We start from the raw sequence: 15,704 nt of genomic DNA, 5'->3' as shown, positions 1-15,704 counted from the left end.
GACATTTGACGAATCACGACACACCCCTGCTTGGGGGGATTTGAGGACAGGATCAGGCCGATGCGGGCTCCGCCATCACCACGATCCCGTCTTCATCGGCATAAAGCCAGTCGCCCGGGCGAACCCACACACCCTGGATCTGCACGGCCACGTCGCGCTGGCCTTCGTTGCGCTTTTCCGTGGGCAGGGGCATCGAGGCCAGAGCCCGGATGCCGGTGTCGCATTCGGCCAGCTCGGCCACGTCGCGCACGCAGCCATCGACCACCACGCCGGCCCAGCCGTTCTTGGCCGCTGCCTTGCCCAGGTTGCCACCCACCAGGGCACGGCGCAGCGAGGCCCCGCCATCGACCACCAGCACCCGGCCATTGCCCGGCGAATCGACCGCAGCCTTCACGAGGGAGTTGTCTTCGAAGCATTTGACGGTGCTGACAGGGCCGGCGAACTTGCGCTTCTTGCCAAAATCCTTGAATACGGGCGGCAGCACGCGGAAAGCGCCGTCGGTGTCGTTCTTGTGGTCGTCGCACAGGTCGCAGGTCACGAAATCGGTCATGGCAGGCTCCAGGAATTCAAGTCGGGTAAAGCTACAAAGCTTATTGTCACCGGCCCGCAAGGCCTCGAAAGGCCGGGACGCGTGAATGGGGGACAATGGAAGGCTGTCCGCACCCTGCTGCCTGATGAGCCCCACGCCCCCCAACACCCCGACGCGACGCTGGCTGCAGCAGGCGCTGACGTGGCTCGTGGGCCTCGGTTTGCTGGCTTGGTTGCTGAGCCATGTGCCGCTGGACACGGTGCGCGAGGCCCTGGCCGCGCCCTCGCCATGGGTATGGGCCGGCACCCTGCTGGGCCTGCTGCTGAGCTACCTGATGCGGGCCGCCCGGCTGCAGATCGTGCTCGGCCTGGCCGACAGCCCCCAAGCACCGTCGGCGCGCACCGCACTGGGCCTGCGGCTCGATGCCCTGCGCGTGATCCTGATGCACAACGCCGCCGTCAACCTGCTGCCGATGCGCGCAGGCGAATTGAGCTTTCCGTGGCTGGCCTCGACCCAGTTGCGCATGCCGCTGGCGCAGGCCGTGGCCAGCCTGCTGTGGATGCGCCTGCAAGACCTGGCTGTGCTGCTGGCCCTGGGTCTGATGCTCTGGCCTGGTCTGCCATTGGCCTGGCGTGCCGGCGGCCTGACGCTGCTGGTGCTGGGCTGGCAGGCGGGCATCAAGACCCTGAATGCCCTGCATGCATCGGCCCATAAACAGGACGGGGCCTCTGGCGCCAAGTGGAAGGCCCTGCTACAACGTCTGCACACGGCACTGCTCGACCCTCATCATCACCAGCCGACGGCCTGGCTGTTCACCTGGGCCAACTGGGCGATCAAGCTGACGGCCGGTGCGCTGTTGCTGTCGGCCATCACCCGTGCGGGCATGGGCGCAGGCTGGGCCGGCGCCCTGGGTGGTGAACTGGCGGCCGTGGTGCCCATCCAGGGTCCTGCAGGTTTTGGTACCTATGAGGCCGGTGTCTGGGCCGGCTTCGCCTTGAGCATGCCGGCCGGATCGGTCGGGCTGAGCCAGGCGGTGCCCGCCGCATTGGCGCTGCACCTTTGTTTTCTGCTGTGCGCCGTGGCCGCAGGCGCCATCGCCTGGGCCACCCCTTCGTGGACGTCCCCTCGTCTTCCCGACTGACGACCCCCACGCGTTTTTGCTACAACCCCCTTCTCATGTCTGTCGAGTCCATGGACCACGCTCCAACCAGTTTCCCCTCGCACCGCCTGTCCATCGTCGTGCCGATGTACAACGAGGTGGACAACGTCGAGCCGTTCGTGACCGCGGTGCATGAAGCCCTCGACAGCTACCCCCACCCCTGGGAGCTGATCATCGTCAACGATGGCAGCCGCGACGGCACCCAGCAGGCCCTGGACAAACAGGCCCAGTTGCGCGGCCCTCATGTGCGCCCCATCCACCTGTGGCGGAACTTCCGCCAGACCGCGGCCATGCAGGCCGGCATCGACGCGGCGCGCGGCGATGTCATCGTCACGCTCGATGGCGACCTGCAGAACGACCCGAAGGACATCCCTTCGCTGGTCGACAAGCTGCTGAAGGACGATCTGGACCTCGTGGCCGGCTGGCGCCAGAACCGCCAGGACGCGTTCATCCTGCGCAAGATCCCCTCGCGCATCGCCAACCGCCTGATCCGCCGCATCACCGGACTGGAGTTCCAGGATCTGGGCTGCAGCCTCAAGGCCTACCGCGCCGACGTGCTCAAGCGCGTGCGCCTGTATGGCGAGATGCATCGTTTCATCCCCGCGTGGATGGCCACGGTCACATCGCCTGCGCGCATGTCCGAAGTGCCCGTCAGCCACCATGCCCGCACGGCCGGCGAATCCAAGTACGGCATCTCGCGCACGCTGCGTGTGGTGCTCGACCTGCTGGCGGTGAACTTCTTCCTGCGCTTCGCCGGGCGCCCCGGCCACTTCTTCGGTGGCATGGGCCTGGGCGTGGGCCTGGTGGGCACGCTGATCCTGTCCTACCTGGGCGTGCTCAAGCTGCTGGGCGAATCCATCGGTGGCCGCCCGCTGCTGTGGCTGGGCTTTTTCTGCGTGCTGGGTGGCCTGCAGTTCCTGACCACCGGTGTGCTGGCCGAGCTGCTCATCCGCATCTACTACGACCGTGGCGATGTGGCGCCGTACCACACATCGCACACCGCCCCCACGTCCGACGCCGACAGCTGGCATCGCCGGACCTGATCTTTCCTCCTGCTAGCCATGACCAACACGACCTCTCCGACCGCGGCAGTACCCACCCCCGAGATTGCGCGCACCCAGGGTGCCCGGCCTGCCCATCGTTGGCCCCGCCTGTGGGGCCGCCGCATGTGGCTGCTGCTGGCCCTGGCCGCCGTGTTGCTGGTCTACCGTGCCGGGGTCGTGCACTACAGCGGCATTTCCCTGTTCTTCGACGAGGCCCAGTACTGGGACTGGTCGCGGCACCTGCAATGGGGCTACTTCTCCAAGCCCCCGGTGATAGCCGGCCTGATCGCGGCCAGCACGGCCGTGTTCGGCAACGGGGTGCTGGGGGTCAAACTGCTCACCATGCTCACCTATGTGGCCACCGCCGTGGCCATGGTGGGCCTGGCCCGGGCGCTGTGGCCCACGTCCAGCGGCGTGCGCACCGGCATCGTCGCGGGGGCGTTGTTCCTCACCTCGCCCATGGCCGGCATGCTGGGCATGTTCGCCAGCACCGATGGCCCGCTGCTCCTGTGCTGGGCACTGGCCGCCTGGGCGCTGTGGCGCGCCCAGGTCACCAACCGCCTGGGCCTGTGGCTTCTGTTCGGCGCGGTGTGCGGCGTGGGCATGCTCAGCAAGTACACGATGGCGGCCTTCGCCATCACGGCGCTGTGGGCGCTGTGGGGCGTGCACGGTCCCAAGCGCGGCCTGCTGCGCATCGGTCCCTGGGCCGCGGTGGCCGCAGCGTTGCTGGTGCTCAGCCCCAACATCGCCTGGAACGCCGAGTGGGGCTTCCCCACCTTGCAGCACACGGCCGACATCACCACCAAATCCAGCCGCTCGGGCGGGCCGGTGGCGGCGCTGGTGTTCCTGGTGGGGCAGATCGCCATGCTGGGACCGGTGGCCGTGATCGCCGGGCTGTGGCTGCACCGCCGCGTGCACGCCGGCACCAACGAGGTGGCGGGCCAGAGCCAGTGGGCGGCCTCCAGCCAGATGCTGCCCCCCAGCCAGTGGGCGCCCAGCACGCAGGTGGCCCCCTCGTCCAGCCAGCCGGCCAGCTCGCAGCTGTCGCAAGGCGAACAGCCCCGCGTCAAATCAACGCGCAACTCGGCGTACTACCTGGCCTCGGTCACGTCTTACCGCTACCTGGTGGCCCTGAGCGCACCGCTGCTGCTGATCGCGGTCGTGCAGGCCGTGATGGCCGATGCGCACGTGAACTGGGCGGCGCCGGCCATGATCAGCCTGTTCCTGCTGCTGGCCTCACGCTTGAGCCTGCCGCTGGTGCCGCTGTCTGCCCCGCGCCCCGTGACCTGGTTCTGGGTGGTGCTGGCCAGCAACCTGCTGCTGACGGGCATCGTGCTGCATGCCCGTGACGTGATGGGCGACAAGCTGCCCGCCAAGGCCGATGTGCTGGTGCGCATGCGCGGCTGGGACGCGGCCTTCGGCCAACTGGGCTCGCTGCTCAATGACCCACGTGTCCAGGGCCTGCCCGTCGTGGCCGACAAGCGCCTGATGCTGACCCAGGCCGCCTACCAGTGGCGCGATCACAAGCCGCGCATCATGGCCTGGAACCCGCGCGGCGAGCACACCGACCACTACCAGCTTCAGCACAGCATGCCCAACACGGTGGGCCAGGATGTGCTGGTGCTGACCGACAAGCCCAACCCCGATCACATCCTCGACCGCTTTGCCTTCAAGCGCGAATTGGGCCGTTCGGTGGTCCAGGCAGGCCCTGGCCGCCAGATCACGCTGTACCTGTACCTGGCGCGCGGTTTCGTGGGCTACGACAACCAGACCTACCTCGACCAGAGCGGTACCGCCGACGAGCGCGGCGAAGATGTGCCCTTCACCGAGAGGCCAGCGGAAAGCAGCAAGTGAGCCGTCCTTCCCGTTCCCGATCCGCGCCACATGATTCAGCCCAGGACGACGACAACACCTTCGACACCCGGCTGATCTGGGCCGGGCTGTTCGTGAGCCTGGCCGTGTTCGCCAAGGCCCCACGCGTCGACATCCTGTTCTCACAGCGCTACTACACACCGCAAACCGGCTTCTTCCAGGCCAACAACCCGGTGGTGCAGGCGCTGTACCAGTACACCCCGGTGGTGGGCAACACCCTGCTCGTGCTGGCTGCGCTGCTGGCCGTGGCAGCCCCCTGGCTGGCACGCTTGGCCCGCCGTCGCGGGGCCGAAAGCACCGCCACCCAGTTGCTCGGGCTGTGGCGCCGCACGGCCATTGCCGTGGTGTGCGTGGCCGTGCTCAGCTCGGGCCTGATCGTCGAGCTGGGCCTGAAGAACCTCATGGGCCGTCCGCGCCCGGTGCAGACCATCGAGTTCGGCGGCGACCAGCCCTTCCATGCCGCGTTCGAGCGCGGTGCCACACCAGAGCGCCACCGCAGCTTCATCAGCGGCCATGCCACCGCCGGTTTCACCTTGATCACCCTGGGCCTGTTCGCCGGCCGCACCTGGCGTCGCCGCTGGGTACAGATCGGCTTGATCGCCGGCATCGCCGTGGGCATGGGCCGCATCATGCAAGGTGGCCACTACCTGAGCGACGTGGTGTTTTCCTTCTACGCCGTGTGGCTGTCGTGCGAACTGGTAGCCTTCGGCATGCGGCGCTTCGACCAGCGTCGGCAAGCCCAACCCCGCGCCCCCACCGCGTCCTGACGTACCCCGTTCCGTCCTATGTCTTCCGAGTCTGTTCTCTTTGACTACACGCGCCAGGATGCATCCGGCGCCAGTTGCACCGCCCATGCCTGGGCCAAGGTGCCACCTGCCCTGCCCGCCGACGAAAAAGCAGCCGTCAAGGCCCGCATCAAATCGCTGCTGGTCTCGCAGAACGCCGTGCTGGTGGCCCACTACTACGTGGATGGTGACCTGCAGGACCTGGCCCTGGAAACCGGCGGCTGCGTCTCCGATTCGCTGGAGATGGCCCGCTTCGGCCGCGACCACGCCGCCCAGACCTTGATCGTGGCCGGCGTGAAGTTCATGGGCGAATCGGCCAAGATCCTCAGCCCCGAAAAGCGCGTGCTGATGCCCGATCTGGACGCCACCTGCTCGCTCGACCTGGGCTGCGAGGCCGACGATTTCGCCAAATTCTGCGATGTGCACCCCGACCGCAAGGTGGTGGTCTACGCCAACACCAGCGCCGCCGTGAAGGCCCGCGCCGACTGGATGGTGACCAGCTCCTGCGCGCTGGCCATCGTCAGCCACCTGAAGGCCCAGGGCGAGAAGGTGCTGTGGGCACCCGACCGCCACCTGGGCCGCTACATCCAGCAGCAGACCGGCGCAGACATGCTGATGTGGAACGGCGCCTGCATCGTGCACGACGAGTTCAAGGGCCTGGAACTGGATCTGCTCAAGGCGCAATACCCAGGCGCCAAGGTGCTGGTGCACCCCGAATCGCCCGAAAGCGTCGTGGCCCAGGCCGACGTGGTCGGCTCGACATCGCAACTGCTCAAGGCCGTGGTCGAACTGGACGCACCCGTCTTCATCGTGGCCACCGACAACGGCATCCTGCACCGCATGCGCCAACTGGCGCCCACCAAAACGCTGATCGAGGCGCCCACCGCCGGCAACAGCGCCACCTGCAAGAGCTGCGCGCACTGCCCGTGGATGGCGATGAACGCGTTGCAGGGTGTGCTGTCCTGCCTGGAAGCCGGCACCGGCGAGATTCAGGTGGATGAAGCCACCCGCGTGCAGGCCCATGGCTGCATCGACCGCATGCTGGATTTCGTGGCACGCAACCCCTCGGCCACGGCCAAACCGGCCCAGGGCTTCGTGCCCAACGTGGGCGCAGCCTGAGCGCCTTGCCGCGTCGCCCGCTCTTTCGCCATTGAATTGCTGATTCCCATGTTCGACCACAACGAAACCCTGGCCGAAGCCCGCGCCCGCAACATCCGCGATGCCCTGTTTGAAGACGTGGGTGTGTGTGACTGGACGGCCGCCCTCGTCAAACCCGGCCAGCGCGTCAAGGCCCGCCTGCTGGTGCGCGAAGAGGCCGTGCTGTGTGGCCGCGAGTGGTTCGAAGGCTGCCTGCGCGCGCTTGATGCGCAGGCGCGCATCGACTGGTCCTACGCCGAAGGCGACCTGATGGCCGCCGACACCCCGGTGTGTGCCATCGAGGCCGACGCCCGCGCCCTGCTCACCGCCGAGCGCCCCGGGCTGAACTTCCTGCAGACCCTGTCGGCCGTGGCCACGCTCACGCGCCGCCACATGGACGCCATCGAGGGCGCATCGCCCAACCCACGCGGCTGCAGTGTGCTCGACACACGAAAGACGCTGCCCGGCCTGCGCCTGGCGCAGAAGTACGCCGTGCGCATCGGAGGCGGCGCCAACCAGCGCCTGGCCCTGTACGACGGCATCCTGATCAAGGAAAACCACATCGCCTCGGCCGGCAGCGTGAGCGCCGCCCTGCGCAATGCGCAGGCCCTGGTGGCCGAACAGGCCACCCCCAAGGGTTACCAGATCGGCATCCAGATCGAAGTGGAGACCCTGGACCAGTTGCGCGAAGCCCTGGGCGCCGGCGCCACCAGCATCCTGCTGGACAACTTCGACACCGACCTGATGCGCCAGGCCGTGGCCATCAACCAGGAGCTGACGGGCGGGCAAGCCCTGCTGGAAGCCTCCGGCAGCGTCATGCTGGAGCAGCTGCGCGGCATCGCCGCCACGGGCGTGGACCGCATCTCCATCGGCAAGCTGACCAAGGACGTGCGCGCGGTGGATTTCTCATTGCGGGTACTCGAGCGCATCGCCTGAGGGCAGTGGCATCAGCGCCATGCCCCCTTGACTGGATGGGCTGGCGCCAACTTCGGTCAAAACGCGCATTCTTCACGGCAAGGCGTCTGCAAGGCTGGGCACACTGATGGCATCCCGCCATCAGGATTGCTGCCCGAGCCATGCCCGCCGATTTCCATACCCTGCGCAACTACTACGAGCGCCAGGTCATCGAATGCGTGAACGACCACGCCCTCAACTACCCCATGCTCACCGAAGAGCAGCACCCCGACGTGGCCTGCGTGGCACTCAATCGCCTGCCGCCGCGCTACATCCGGCATGAGGTGGACCTGGCCTTCTACCTGACCGAAAAGGAACGCACAGAGAACGAGCGCGTGATCGACGAGGCCGTGCGCTACGCCTTCGAGTTTGTGCAGGCGCGTTTTGCGATGCGCGCCCGCCGCTGAACACGCTGCCTGACACGCAGCGCTCAGAGCGCGCGGTTGCGCGCCAAGGGCGGGTTGCGGGCGAAGTAGCGCACGATGCCCGTCGCCAGGGCATCGGCCAGTTCGTTCTGGTAGGCCTCATCGTGCAGCTTGCGCTCTTCATCCGGATTGGAGATGAACCCTGTCTCGACCAGGATCGAAGGGATGTCCGGCGCCTTGAGCACCGCAAACCCGGCCTGCTCCACACGCGGCTTGTGCAGCTTGCCCACCTTGCCCAGGTGACCCAGCACGGACTTGCCCAGCTTCAGGCTGTCCTTGATCTGGGCCGTGGTGGACATGTCCAGCATGGCGCGCATCACCTGCGCATCCTTCGACTTGACGTTGACGCCACCAACCATGTCAGAGGCGTTTTCCTTGTTGGCGATCCAGCGCGCCGCCGCGCTGGTGGCACCGCCTTCAGAAAGCGCGAACACCGACGCCCCCCGTGCCTGGGGGTTCAGAAAGGCATCGGCGTGGATGGACACGAACAGGTCCGCCTGCACACGCCGGGCCTTGCGCACCCGATCCTGCAGGGGCACGAAGTAGTCGGCCTCGCGCGTGAGCATCGCCCGCATGCCAGGCTGCGCGTTGATGCGTGCGCGCAGCTTCATCGCGATCGCCAGGGCCACGTGCTTTTCGTACAGACCCGAGGGCCCGATGGCGCCCGGGTCTTCGCCGCCATGGCCTGGGTCCAGCGCCACGATCACCAGGCGCTGGGCGCCTGACTTCAGCGAAGCGGCTTCATCCTCTTGCGCTTCGGTGCTGCTGTTGGTCGAGCGTGGCGGCGCCACCTTGGCCAGGCCCTTGTCACCCGCACGGTCGGCTGGTTTGTCACCTGGCTTGCGGCGCAGGTCGGTGATGAAATCACCCAGCGCGTCGTTCATGGCCTCGGCCGCCTCGCGTGAGGCCATGCTGGAGCCCGGTGATGGCTGGGCGCCACCGCTGGCAGCGCTGCCATCGGGCACGGGATCAGCCTGGACCGACGCCGAGGCGGCGCCCTTGCCAGGCAAGGTGCCCGGGCTCGATGGGGCAGACCCCGCGGCCGTGCCGCTCTCCGGCGTGCCCAGTTGCGAAGCAGGGGCACCTGCCTGCAAGGCCAGGGCCGGATCGGCCTCCTGCATGGGGTACAGATCGAACACCATGCGGTGCTGGTAGGCGGCCACGGGCGCCAGGCCGAACACCTGCGGCTTGATGCCCTGCTTGAGGTCCACCACCAGGCGCACCACGCCGGGCTTGTTCTGCCCTACTCGCACGTGGGCGATGAAGGGATCGTCCGCGCGCACCTTGCGCACCAGGTCACGCAACTGGGGGCTGAGCTCCAGTCCCTCGATGTCGATGACCAGCCGGTGTGGGTTGGGCATCAGAAAGTGCTTGGCTTTGAGCGCCACATCGGATTCGAGCGTCACGCGGGTATACGACTTGGCCGGCCACACCCGCACGGCCAGCACCTCGGCACCCCAGGCCAGCTGGGACGGGCCCAGCGCCAGCAGCAGCGAGCCCCGTGCGCCAGCGGCGAGCACGTCGCGCCGGCTCAGACCCTGGCCCGACGAAGGCTCGGCAGGCTTGCGTGGTGGTTTGAGGCTCATGCGCTACCTCCCGTCGAGGGTTGGGCCGAAACCTGCAGGGTGGCCAGCAGGCTGGCGCCCTGCGCCGTGCGGGTGCGCAAGGCCACCTGGCGCCCGCCCTGGGCATCGGTGTCGATGTCCATCAGCAGATCAGCAGGCGGCAACAGACCCGCCGCCTTGTCTGGCCACTCCACCACCTTGAGGCCAGGCGCCGCAAAGATGTCGCGAAAGCCTGCGTCTTCCCATTCGCGCGGATCGGCGAAGCGGTAGAAATCGAAATGCCACACGGGCAGGCCATCAGGGTCATACGGCTCGACCACGGCGTAACTGGGGCTCTTGATGCGGCCTTGCACGCCCAGGGCGCGCAGCAGGTGCCTGGTGAAGGTGGTCTTGCCGGCCCCCAGGGTGCCGCGCAACTCGATCAGCACCGCGGCGCCCTGCGCCAGGCGCGGGGCCAGTTCATGGGCCAGGGTCCGCGCATCATGGGCGCAATCATCTTCCGTGGGCCAGTGCTGACGCACACTGGCAACCTCCGCGGTATCGGGCACCACAGAGAACAAGGTGGAGTCGGAGGTCGTCTGGCTTGCTACGATCGTCACATGCATTCGGCCCCATCTCCATCCCCCGCTGCCCCGGCTGGTCAATCGACCGGCCAGGTCCTGCCTGCTCAGGCTGGCTGGGATGCGCAGAATGTGATGGCGCAACTGCGGCACAAGGCCGCGACACTGGGATTTTCTCAGATTGGCGTAGCCGGGGTGGACTTGTCAAGTGCTGAGCCCGCTTTCCTGAACTGGTTGTCTCACGGCTTCCACGGCGACATGCACTACATGGCCAGCCATGGGCTCAAGCGCGCGCGCCCTGCAGAGCTGGTGCCCGGCACCGTTCGGGTGATCACCGCGCGCATGAACTACCTGCCTGCCAGCGTCCCCGCCGGATGGCAGAACATCGAATGGGCACGCCAGGCCAGGCCCGATGCGGCCACCGTGTCCGTCTATGCCCGGGGCCGCGATTACCACAAGGTGTTGCGCGCGCGGCTGCAGAAGCTGGCCGACGAGCTGGCCCTGCTGATCGGGCCTTATGGTTACCGTGTCTTCACGGATTCGGCGCCCGTGATGGAGGTGGAACTGGCCAGCCGCAGCGGCCTGGGCTGGCGCGGCAAGCACACGCTGCTGCTCTCGCGCGAAGCGGGCTCCATGTTCTTCCTGGGCGAGATCTTCGTGGACGTGCCCTTGCCGATCACCGAGCCCGAAACCGCCCACTGTGGCGCCTGCACGGCCTGCATCGACATCTGCCCGACCCAGGCCATCGTCGGCGAGAAGCTGGTGGACGCCCGGCGCTGCATCTCCTACCTGACCATCGAGCATGGCGGGCCGATCCCGCTGGAGCTGCGCCCGCTGATGGGCAACCGCATCTACGGTTGCGACGATTGCCAGCTGACCTGCCCCTGGAACAAGTTCGCGCAACGCGCCAGCGTGCCGGATTTCGACGTGCGGCCCGCGCTGGACGGGCCGAGCCTGCTGGACCTGTGGGCCTGGGACGAGGCGCGCTTCCTGCGGCTGACCGAGGGCAGCCCGATCCGGCGCATCGGCTTTGCGCGCTGGCAGCGCAACATCGCCGTGGCCATGGGCAATGCGCTGCAGGCCTGGTCAGACGCGGGGGTTGCGGGCGACGACGAGCGCGTGCGGCGCGTCACCGGGGCCTTGCACGCCTGGCTGCAATCCCCCCCAGACGGCACCGACATCGATCTGGTCGGCGAACACGTGCGCTGGGCGCTGTCACGAACGCCCGAGGCCAGCACCCGCCCCGCCTGATCAACCCTGGTTCGTCAACACCAGCTTGCCGCGCACCTGGCGAGACCCCATCAAGGTGAAGGCCTCCTTGATCTGCGACATCGGCAGCTTGTGCTCGATCAGCGGCTTGATCTTGCCTTCCATGTACCAGGCGGCCAGCTGCATCAGGCTGGCGGCATTGTTCTGCGGCTCGCGCTTGGCGAACTCACCCCAGAACACGCCCATCACCGACGCGCCCTTGAGCAGCGTCAGGTTCAAGGGCAGCGACGGGATCTGGCCATTGGCGAAACCCACCACCAGGTAGCGGCCGCGCCAGGCGATGGAGCGGAAGGCCGCTTCGGTGAAATCACCGCCCACGGGGTCGTAGACCACATCGGGGCCCTTGCCACCGGTCAGCGTCTTGAGTTCGTCGCGCAGGTTCTGCGTGCTGTAGTTGATGGTGTCGTCGGCGCCCAGGGTCTTGCACAGCGCGCACTTCTCATCGGTCGAGGCGGCGGCGATCACCTTGGCGCCTGCGGCCTTGGCGATCTGAATGGCTGCCGTGCCCACGCCACCGGCAGCGCCCAGCACCAGCACGGTCTCGCCGGCCTTGAGCTGGGCCCGGTCGATCAGGCCGTGGTAGGTGGTGCCATACGTGCACAGGAAGGCGGCGCCATCCTCGAAGCTGAAGGCAGGCGGCAGCGGCATCAGCACGGCGGCCGGCGCAATGGTGTGCGTGCCGAAGCCGCCCGTGCCGGCAAAGCCCGCCACGGCGGTGCCCACGGCCAAGTGCTTGACGCCCTCGCCCACCGCTTCGACCACGCCGGCAAATTCGGCGCCGGGCACGAAGGGCAGCGGCGGCTTCATCTGGTACTTGCCCTGCACGATCAGCAGATCCGGGAAGTTCAGGCTGGCGGCCTTGATGGCCACGCGCACCTCGCCCTTGCCGGGCTCAGGGGTGGGCGCTTCTTTCCAGTTCAGGGCATCGGGGCCGTCCAGGGTCTCGCAGAACCAGGCTTGCATGGGAAGGGTCTCCAGTCGTCGTTCAGGTTGTAGGGAAAGGAAATGCAGCCCGGGTCACACCGGCTGCTTGGTGAAGGTGTTGCACTGCGCCGTGTCGCCTGATTCGAAGCCGCGCTTGAACCAGCGCACGCGCTGCTCGCTGCTGCCGTGGGTGAAGCTCTCCGGCACCACGCGCCCCTGCGATTTCTTCTGCAGGGTGTCGTCGCCGATCTGCGCAGCGGCGTTCATCGCCTCTTCGATGTCGCCCTGCTCCAGGATCTGCCGGCTGCGCTCGGCATGGTGCGCCCACACGCCGGCAAAGCAGTCGGCCTGCAGTTCCAGCCGCACGCTCATCGCGTTGTACTGGGCCTGGCTGACACGGCCACGCGCCTGCTCCATCTTGGCCGAGGTGCCCAGCAGGTTCTGTACGTGGTGCCCCACCTCGTGGGCGATCACATAGGCCTGCGCGAAATCACCAGGCGCACCCAAGCGGTCACGCAGCGTGTCGTAGAAATCCAGGTCGATGTAGACCTTGTGGTCGGCCGGGCAATAGAAAGGGCCCATGGCCGATTCGCCCTGGCCGCAGGCGGTCTGCGTGGCACCGCGGAACAGCACCAGGCGCGGGTCTTCGTACTCGCGTCCCGCCTGCTGGAACTGCGCACGCCACACGTCTTCGGTGTCGGCCAGCACCGTGGCCACGAAGGCCTTCTGTGGATCGTCCTTGCCGGACACCTGCCCGCCCGGCGCCTGTGCAGGGCGAGAAGGAGACTGCGTCTGCACGGGCCCGCCGCCACTGAGCATGCTCAGCACGGTGAGCGGGTTCACGCCCAGCACATAGCTGGCCACCAGCGCGACCACGATGGTTCCCACACCGAGGCCCCCCCGGCCAATGGGCAGGCCGATGCCACGCCCACCGCCCGACGAACCCTCGCCGCGCAGGTCTTCCACGTTGTCGCTCTGCCGTTGACCTTGCCAGCGCATGGGGCACTCCTCGTAGACCGCCGGCGCCTTGTTCTGATGGGGTGGATGGGCCGGCAGGGCATGTTAGCAGCGCAGCGCCTGCTGCGTGAACGGCGCGGCCATCGCCGCGGCCCTAGAATCGCCCCATATGGTGAGAGAACCTTCCAACGGGGCCGCGCCCCTTCCCGTCGTCATCATCGGAGCCGGCCTGGCCGGCCTGACGGTGGCCCTGCACCTGGCCGAGACACAACCGGTGATCGTGCTGGCCAAACGCCACCTCGAAGAAGCCGCCACGGCCTGGGCCCAGGGCGGCATCGTGGGCGTGCTGGGCAGCGACGACAGCATCGCGTCCCACGTGCGCGACACGCAGGATGCAGGCGCCGGCCTCGTCGACGAGAACGCCGCCGAGTTCATCGCCGAGCACAGCGCACAGGCCGTCGAATGGCTGGTGGCGCGCGGCGTGCCCTTCTCGCCCGATCCGCAAGGCCCGCTGGGCCTGCACCTCACGCGTGAAGGTGGCCATGCGGTGCGCCGCATCGCGCATGCGGCCGATGCCACGGGCAAGGCCATCCACGACGTGCTGCTGGCCGAGGTCAAGCGCCATCCCAACATCACGCTGCGTGAAAAATGGATGGCGCTGGACCTGATCACCAACCGCCACCTCAAGCGCAGCGGCGTGGTCGCCCAGGGCGAGGCGCAGCGCTGCCATGGCGTGTACGCGCTCGACATCGAAAGCCAGCGGGTCGAGACCCTGCCGGCCGCGGCCGTGGTGCTGGCCACCGGTGGCGTGGGCAAGGTCTACCGCTACACCAGCAATCCGGACACCTCCACGGGCGATGGCATCGCCATGGCCTGGCGGGCCGGCTGCCGCGTGGGCAACATGGAGTTCATCCAGTTCCACCCCACCTGCCTGTACCACCCGCAAGAGCGCAGCTTCCTGATCACCGAGGCCATGCGCGGCGAAGGCGCCCACCTCAAGCTGCCCGACGGCACGCGCTTCATGCCCGCGCACGACGAACGGGGCGAACTGGCTCCGCGCGACATCGTGGCCCGCGCCATCGACTTCGAGATGAAGAAGCACGGCCTGGACTACGTGCTGCTGGACGCCACCCACCTGGGCGAAGCCTTCCTGAAAGAGCACTTCCCCACCATCCATGCGCGATGCCTGTCATTGGGCATCGACATCGCCCGCCAGCCCATCCCGGTGGTGCCGGCGGCGCACTACACCTGCGGCGGCGTGGTCACCGACCTGAGCGGCCGCACCGACCTGCCCGGCCTGTACGCCGTGGGCGAGACCAGCTACACCGGCCTGCACGGCGCCAACCGACTGGCCAGCAATTCACTGCTGGAATGCGTGGTGCTGGGCCGCACCTGCGCCAAGGACATCGAGCAGCACATGCCCGCCAACCGCCCCACGCTGCCAGGCTGGGACGAAAGCCAGGTGTCCGATGCCGACGAGGAAGTGGTCATCTCGCACAACTGGGACGAGCTGCGCCTGGTGATGTGGAACTATGTGGGCATTGTGCGGACCACGCGCCGGCTGGAGCGCGCGCTGCACCGCATCAAGCTGCTGCGCAGCGAGATCGACGATTACTACGCCAATTTCAAGGTCACGCGCGACCTGCTGGAGTTGCGCAACCTGGTCGATTGCGCCGAGCTGATCGTGCGCTCGGCGCTGTCACGCCAGGAAAGCCGCGGGCTGCATTTCAGCCGCGACTATCCGCGCACGCTGCCGGTGAGCTTCCCGACCATCCTGTGCAAGAAGCCCAAGAAGAAGGACGCCTGGCTGCCGTGAGCCAGGCCCTCTGAGCCTCTGACGCTCACGCTCTCCCGGCCTCGTCAGGAGGCCCCGGCGGCCTGCGCCCGGCGGGCCTTCCAGGCGCCAAAGATGGCGATCAGGCCCGGAATCAGAATCAGCGCCCAGATAATCTTGCTCAGGTGCTGCTGCACGATCGGCAGGTTGCCGAACAGGTAGCCCACCACCGTCAGGCCCACCACCCAGATCAGCGCGCCGATCACGTTGAAGGCGGTGAAGGTAGCGCGGTTCATCTGCGCCACGCCAGCCACGAAGGGCGCGAAGGTGCGGACGAAAGGCATGAAACGCGCCAGGATGATGGTGATGCCGCCGTGCTTCTCGTAAAAATTGTGGGCCGCATCGAAGGCGCGGCGGTTGAACCAGCGGGAGTTTTCCCACTGGAACACCTTCGGCCCGATGGTGCGCCCAATGGTGTAGTTGACCTGGTCGCCCAGGATGGCGGCCACCAGCAGCACGGCGATCGCCAGCGGCAGGCTCATCACGCCCGTGCCGGCCAGTGCCCCCACCATGAACAGCAGGGAATCGCCCGGCAGGAACGGCATCACCACCAGACCGGTCTCCACGAACACGATCAGGAACAGCAACGCGTAGATCCACACGCCGTAGTCACGCACGAACTCGGCCAGGTGCTGGTCCACGTGCAGGATGAAATCGATCAGGAAAAGTGCAATGTCCATGGCGCCGCATT

At 67.5% G+C, this 15,704-nt stretch carries 15 protein-coding genes; 9 read left to right on the top strand and 6 right to left on the bottom strand.

What is annotated here, in order from left to right:
* Positions 1-52: 52 nt before the first annotated feature.
* Positions 53-550 carry a ribonuclease E activity regulator RraA gene (gene rraA, locus EIP75_RS11525; protein WP_125243425.1) on the bottom strand — a complete coding sequence of 166 codons (498 nt, stop codon included), beginning with the start codon at positions 548-550 and terminating at the stop codon, positions 53-55.
* A gap of 124 nt (positions 551-674) precedes the next feature.
* On the opposite strand from rraA, the gene EIP75_RS11520 reads away from it, so the two are divergent.
* The 7 genes from EIP75_RS11520 (at position 675) to EIP75_RS11490 (ending at position 7,886) form a co-directional block, all read left to right on the top strand.
* Positions 675-1,670: a lysylphosphatidylglycerol synthase domain-containing protein gene (locus EIP75_RS11520; RefSeq protein WP_158622824.1), complete on the top strand. Its 996-nt coding sequence runs from the start codon at positions 675-677 to the stop codon at positions 1,668-1,670.
* A 50-nt stretch (positions 1,671-1,720) separates the two neighbouring features.
* Positions 1,721-2,731 (top strand): glycosyltransferase family 2 protein, encoded by a 1,011-nt coding sequence (locus EIP75_RS11515; RefSeq protein ID WP_233584810.1) that lies wholly within the window; start codon positions 1,721-1,723, stop codon positions 2,729-2,731.
* An 18-nt stretch (positions 2,732-2,749) separates the two neighbouring features.
* The gene (locus EIP75_RS11510; protein WP_125243422.1) at positions 2,750-4,585 is read left to right on the top strand and encodes an ArnT family glycosyltransferase; all 1,836 of its coding nucleotides are present in this window, start codon (positions 2,750-2,752) and stop codon (positions 4,583-4,585) included.
* On the top strand, positions 4,582-5,370 hold the full coding sequence (locus EIP75_RS11505) for a phosphatase PAP2 family protein (RefSeq protein WP_158622823.1): 789 nt from the start codon (positions 4,582-4,584) through the stop codon (positions 5,368-5,370). The genes EIP75_RS11510 and EIP75_RS11505 overlap by 4 nt, the downstream gene beginning before the upstream one ends.
* Before the next feature lie 18 nt (positions 5,371-5,388).
* Positions 5,389-6,507, top strand: a complete 1,119-nt coding sequence (gene nadA / locus EIP75_RS11500; protein ID WP_125243420.1) for a quinolinate synthase NadA — start codon at positions 5,389-5,391, stop codon at positions 6,505-6,507.
* 48 nt (positions 6,508-6,555) lie between these two features.
* The gene (nadC, locus tag EIP75_RS11495) at positions 6,556-7,461 is read left to right on the top strand and encodes a carboxylating nicotinate-nucleotide diphosphorylase (RefSeq protein WP_125243419.1); all 906 of its coding nucleotides are present in this window, start codon (positions 6,556-6,558) and stop codon (positions 7,459-7,461) included.
* A 140-nt stretch (positions 7,462-7,601) separates the two neighbouring features.
* Positions 7,602-7,886, top strand: a complete 285-nt coding sequence (locus EIP75_RS11490) for a late competence development ComFB family protein (RefSeq protein ID WP_125243418.1) — start codon at positions 7,602-7,604, stop codon at positions 7,884-7,886.
* A gap of 23 nt (positions 7,887-7,909) precedes the next feature.
* On the opposite strand, the gene EIP75_RS11485 is transcribed toward EIP75_RS11490, so the two are convergent.
* Both EIP75_RS11485 and tsaE read right to left on the bottom strand, forming a co-directional pair.
* Complete coding sequence (locus tag EIP75_RS11485; RefSeq protein WP_125243417.1) at positions 7,910-9,490, bottom strand: N-acetylmuramoyl-L-alanine amidase; 1,581 nt, start codon at positions 9,488-9,490, stop codon at positions 7,910-7,912.
* Positions 9,487-10,062: a tRNA (adenosine(37)-N6)-threonylcarbamoyltransferase complex ATPase subunit type 1 TsaE gene (tsaE, locus tag EIP75_RS11480; RefSeq protein ID WP_420797163.1), complete on the bottom strand. Its 576-nt coding sequence runs from the start codon at positions 10,060-10,062 to the stop codon at positions 9,487-9,489. The genes EIP75_RS11485 and tsaE overlap by 4 nt, the downstream gene beginning before the upstream one ends.
* Positions 10,063-10,164: 102 nt before the next feature.
* On the opposite strand from tsaE, the gene queG reads away from it, so the two are divergent.
* On the top strand, positions 10,165-11,280 hold the full coding sequence (gene queG, locus EIP75_RS11475; protein ID WP_125243610.1) for a tRNA epoxyqueuosine(34) reductase QueG: 1,116 nt from the start codon (positions 10,165-10,167) through the stop codon (positions 11,278-11,280).
* Here the strand turns inward: queG and EIP75_RS11470 are convergent, their stop codons facing one another.
* The gene (locus tag EIP75_RS11470) at positions 11,281-12,261 is read right to left on the bottom strand and encodes an NADPH:quinone oxidoreductase family protein (protein WP_125243416.1); all 981 of its coding nucleotides are present in this window, start codon (positions 12,259-12,261) and stop codon (positions 11,281-11,283) included.
* Positions 12,262-12,315: 54 nt separating this feature from the next.
* Complete coding sequence (gene ypfJ, locus EIP75_RS11465; RefSeq protein WP_125243415.1) at positions 12,316-13,221, bottom strand: KPN_02809 family neutral zinc metallopeptidase; 906 nt, start codon at positions 13,219-13,221, stop codon at positions 12,316-12,318.
* 127 nt (positions 13,222-13,348) lie between these two features.
* Between ypfJ and nadB the strand changes: the two genes are divergently transcribed.
* Positions 13,349-14,995 carry an L-aspartate oxidase gene (gene nadB / locus EIP75_RS11460; protein WP_125243414.1) on the top strand — a complete coding sequence of 549 codons (1,647 nt, stop codon included), beginning with the start codon at positions 13,349-13,351 and terminating at the stop codon, positions 14,993-14,995.
* Between the two features lie 44 nt (positions 14,996-15,039).
* Here the strand turns inward: nadB and EIP75_RS11455 are convergent, their stop codons facing one another.
* The gene (locus EIP75_RS11455; RefSeq protein WP_125243413.1) at positions 15,040-15,693 is read right to left on the bottom strand and encodes a DedA family protein; all 654 of its coding nucleotides are present in this window, start codon (positions 15,691-15,693) and stop codon (positions 15,040-15,042) included.
* Between the last annotated feature and the right edge of the window lie 11 nt (positions 15,694-15,704).

Origin of the sequence: Aquabacterium soli (assembly GCF_003933735.1) — a bacterium.
GTDB classification, from domain to species: Bacteria; Pseudomonadota; Gammaproteobacteria; order Burkholderiales; family Burkholderiaceae_C; genus Aquabacterium; species Aquabacterium soli.
The sequence above is the reverse complement of the archived record's forward strand: the minus strand, read 5'-3'. Positions and strand labels throughout refer to the sequence as shown.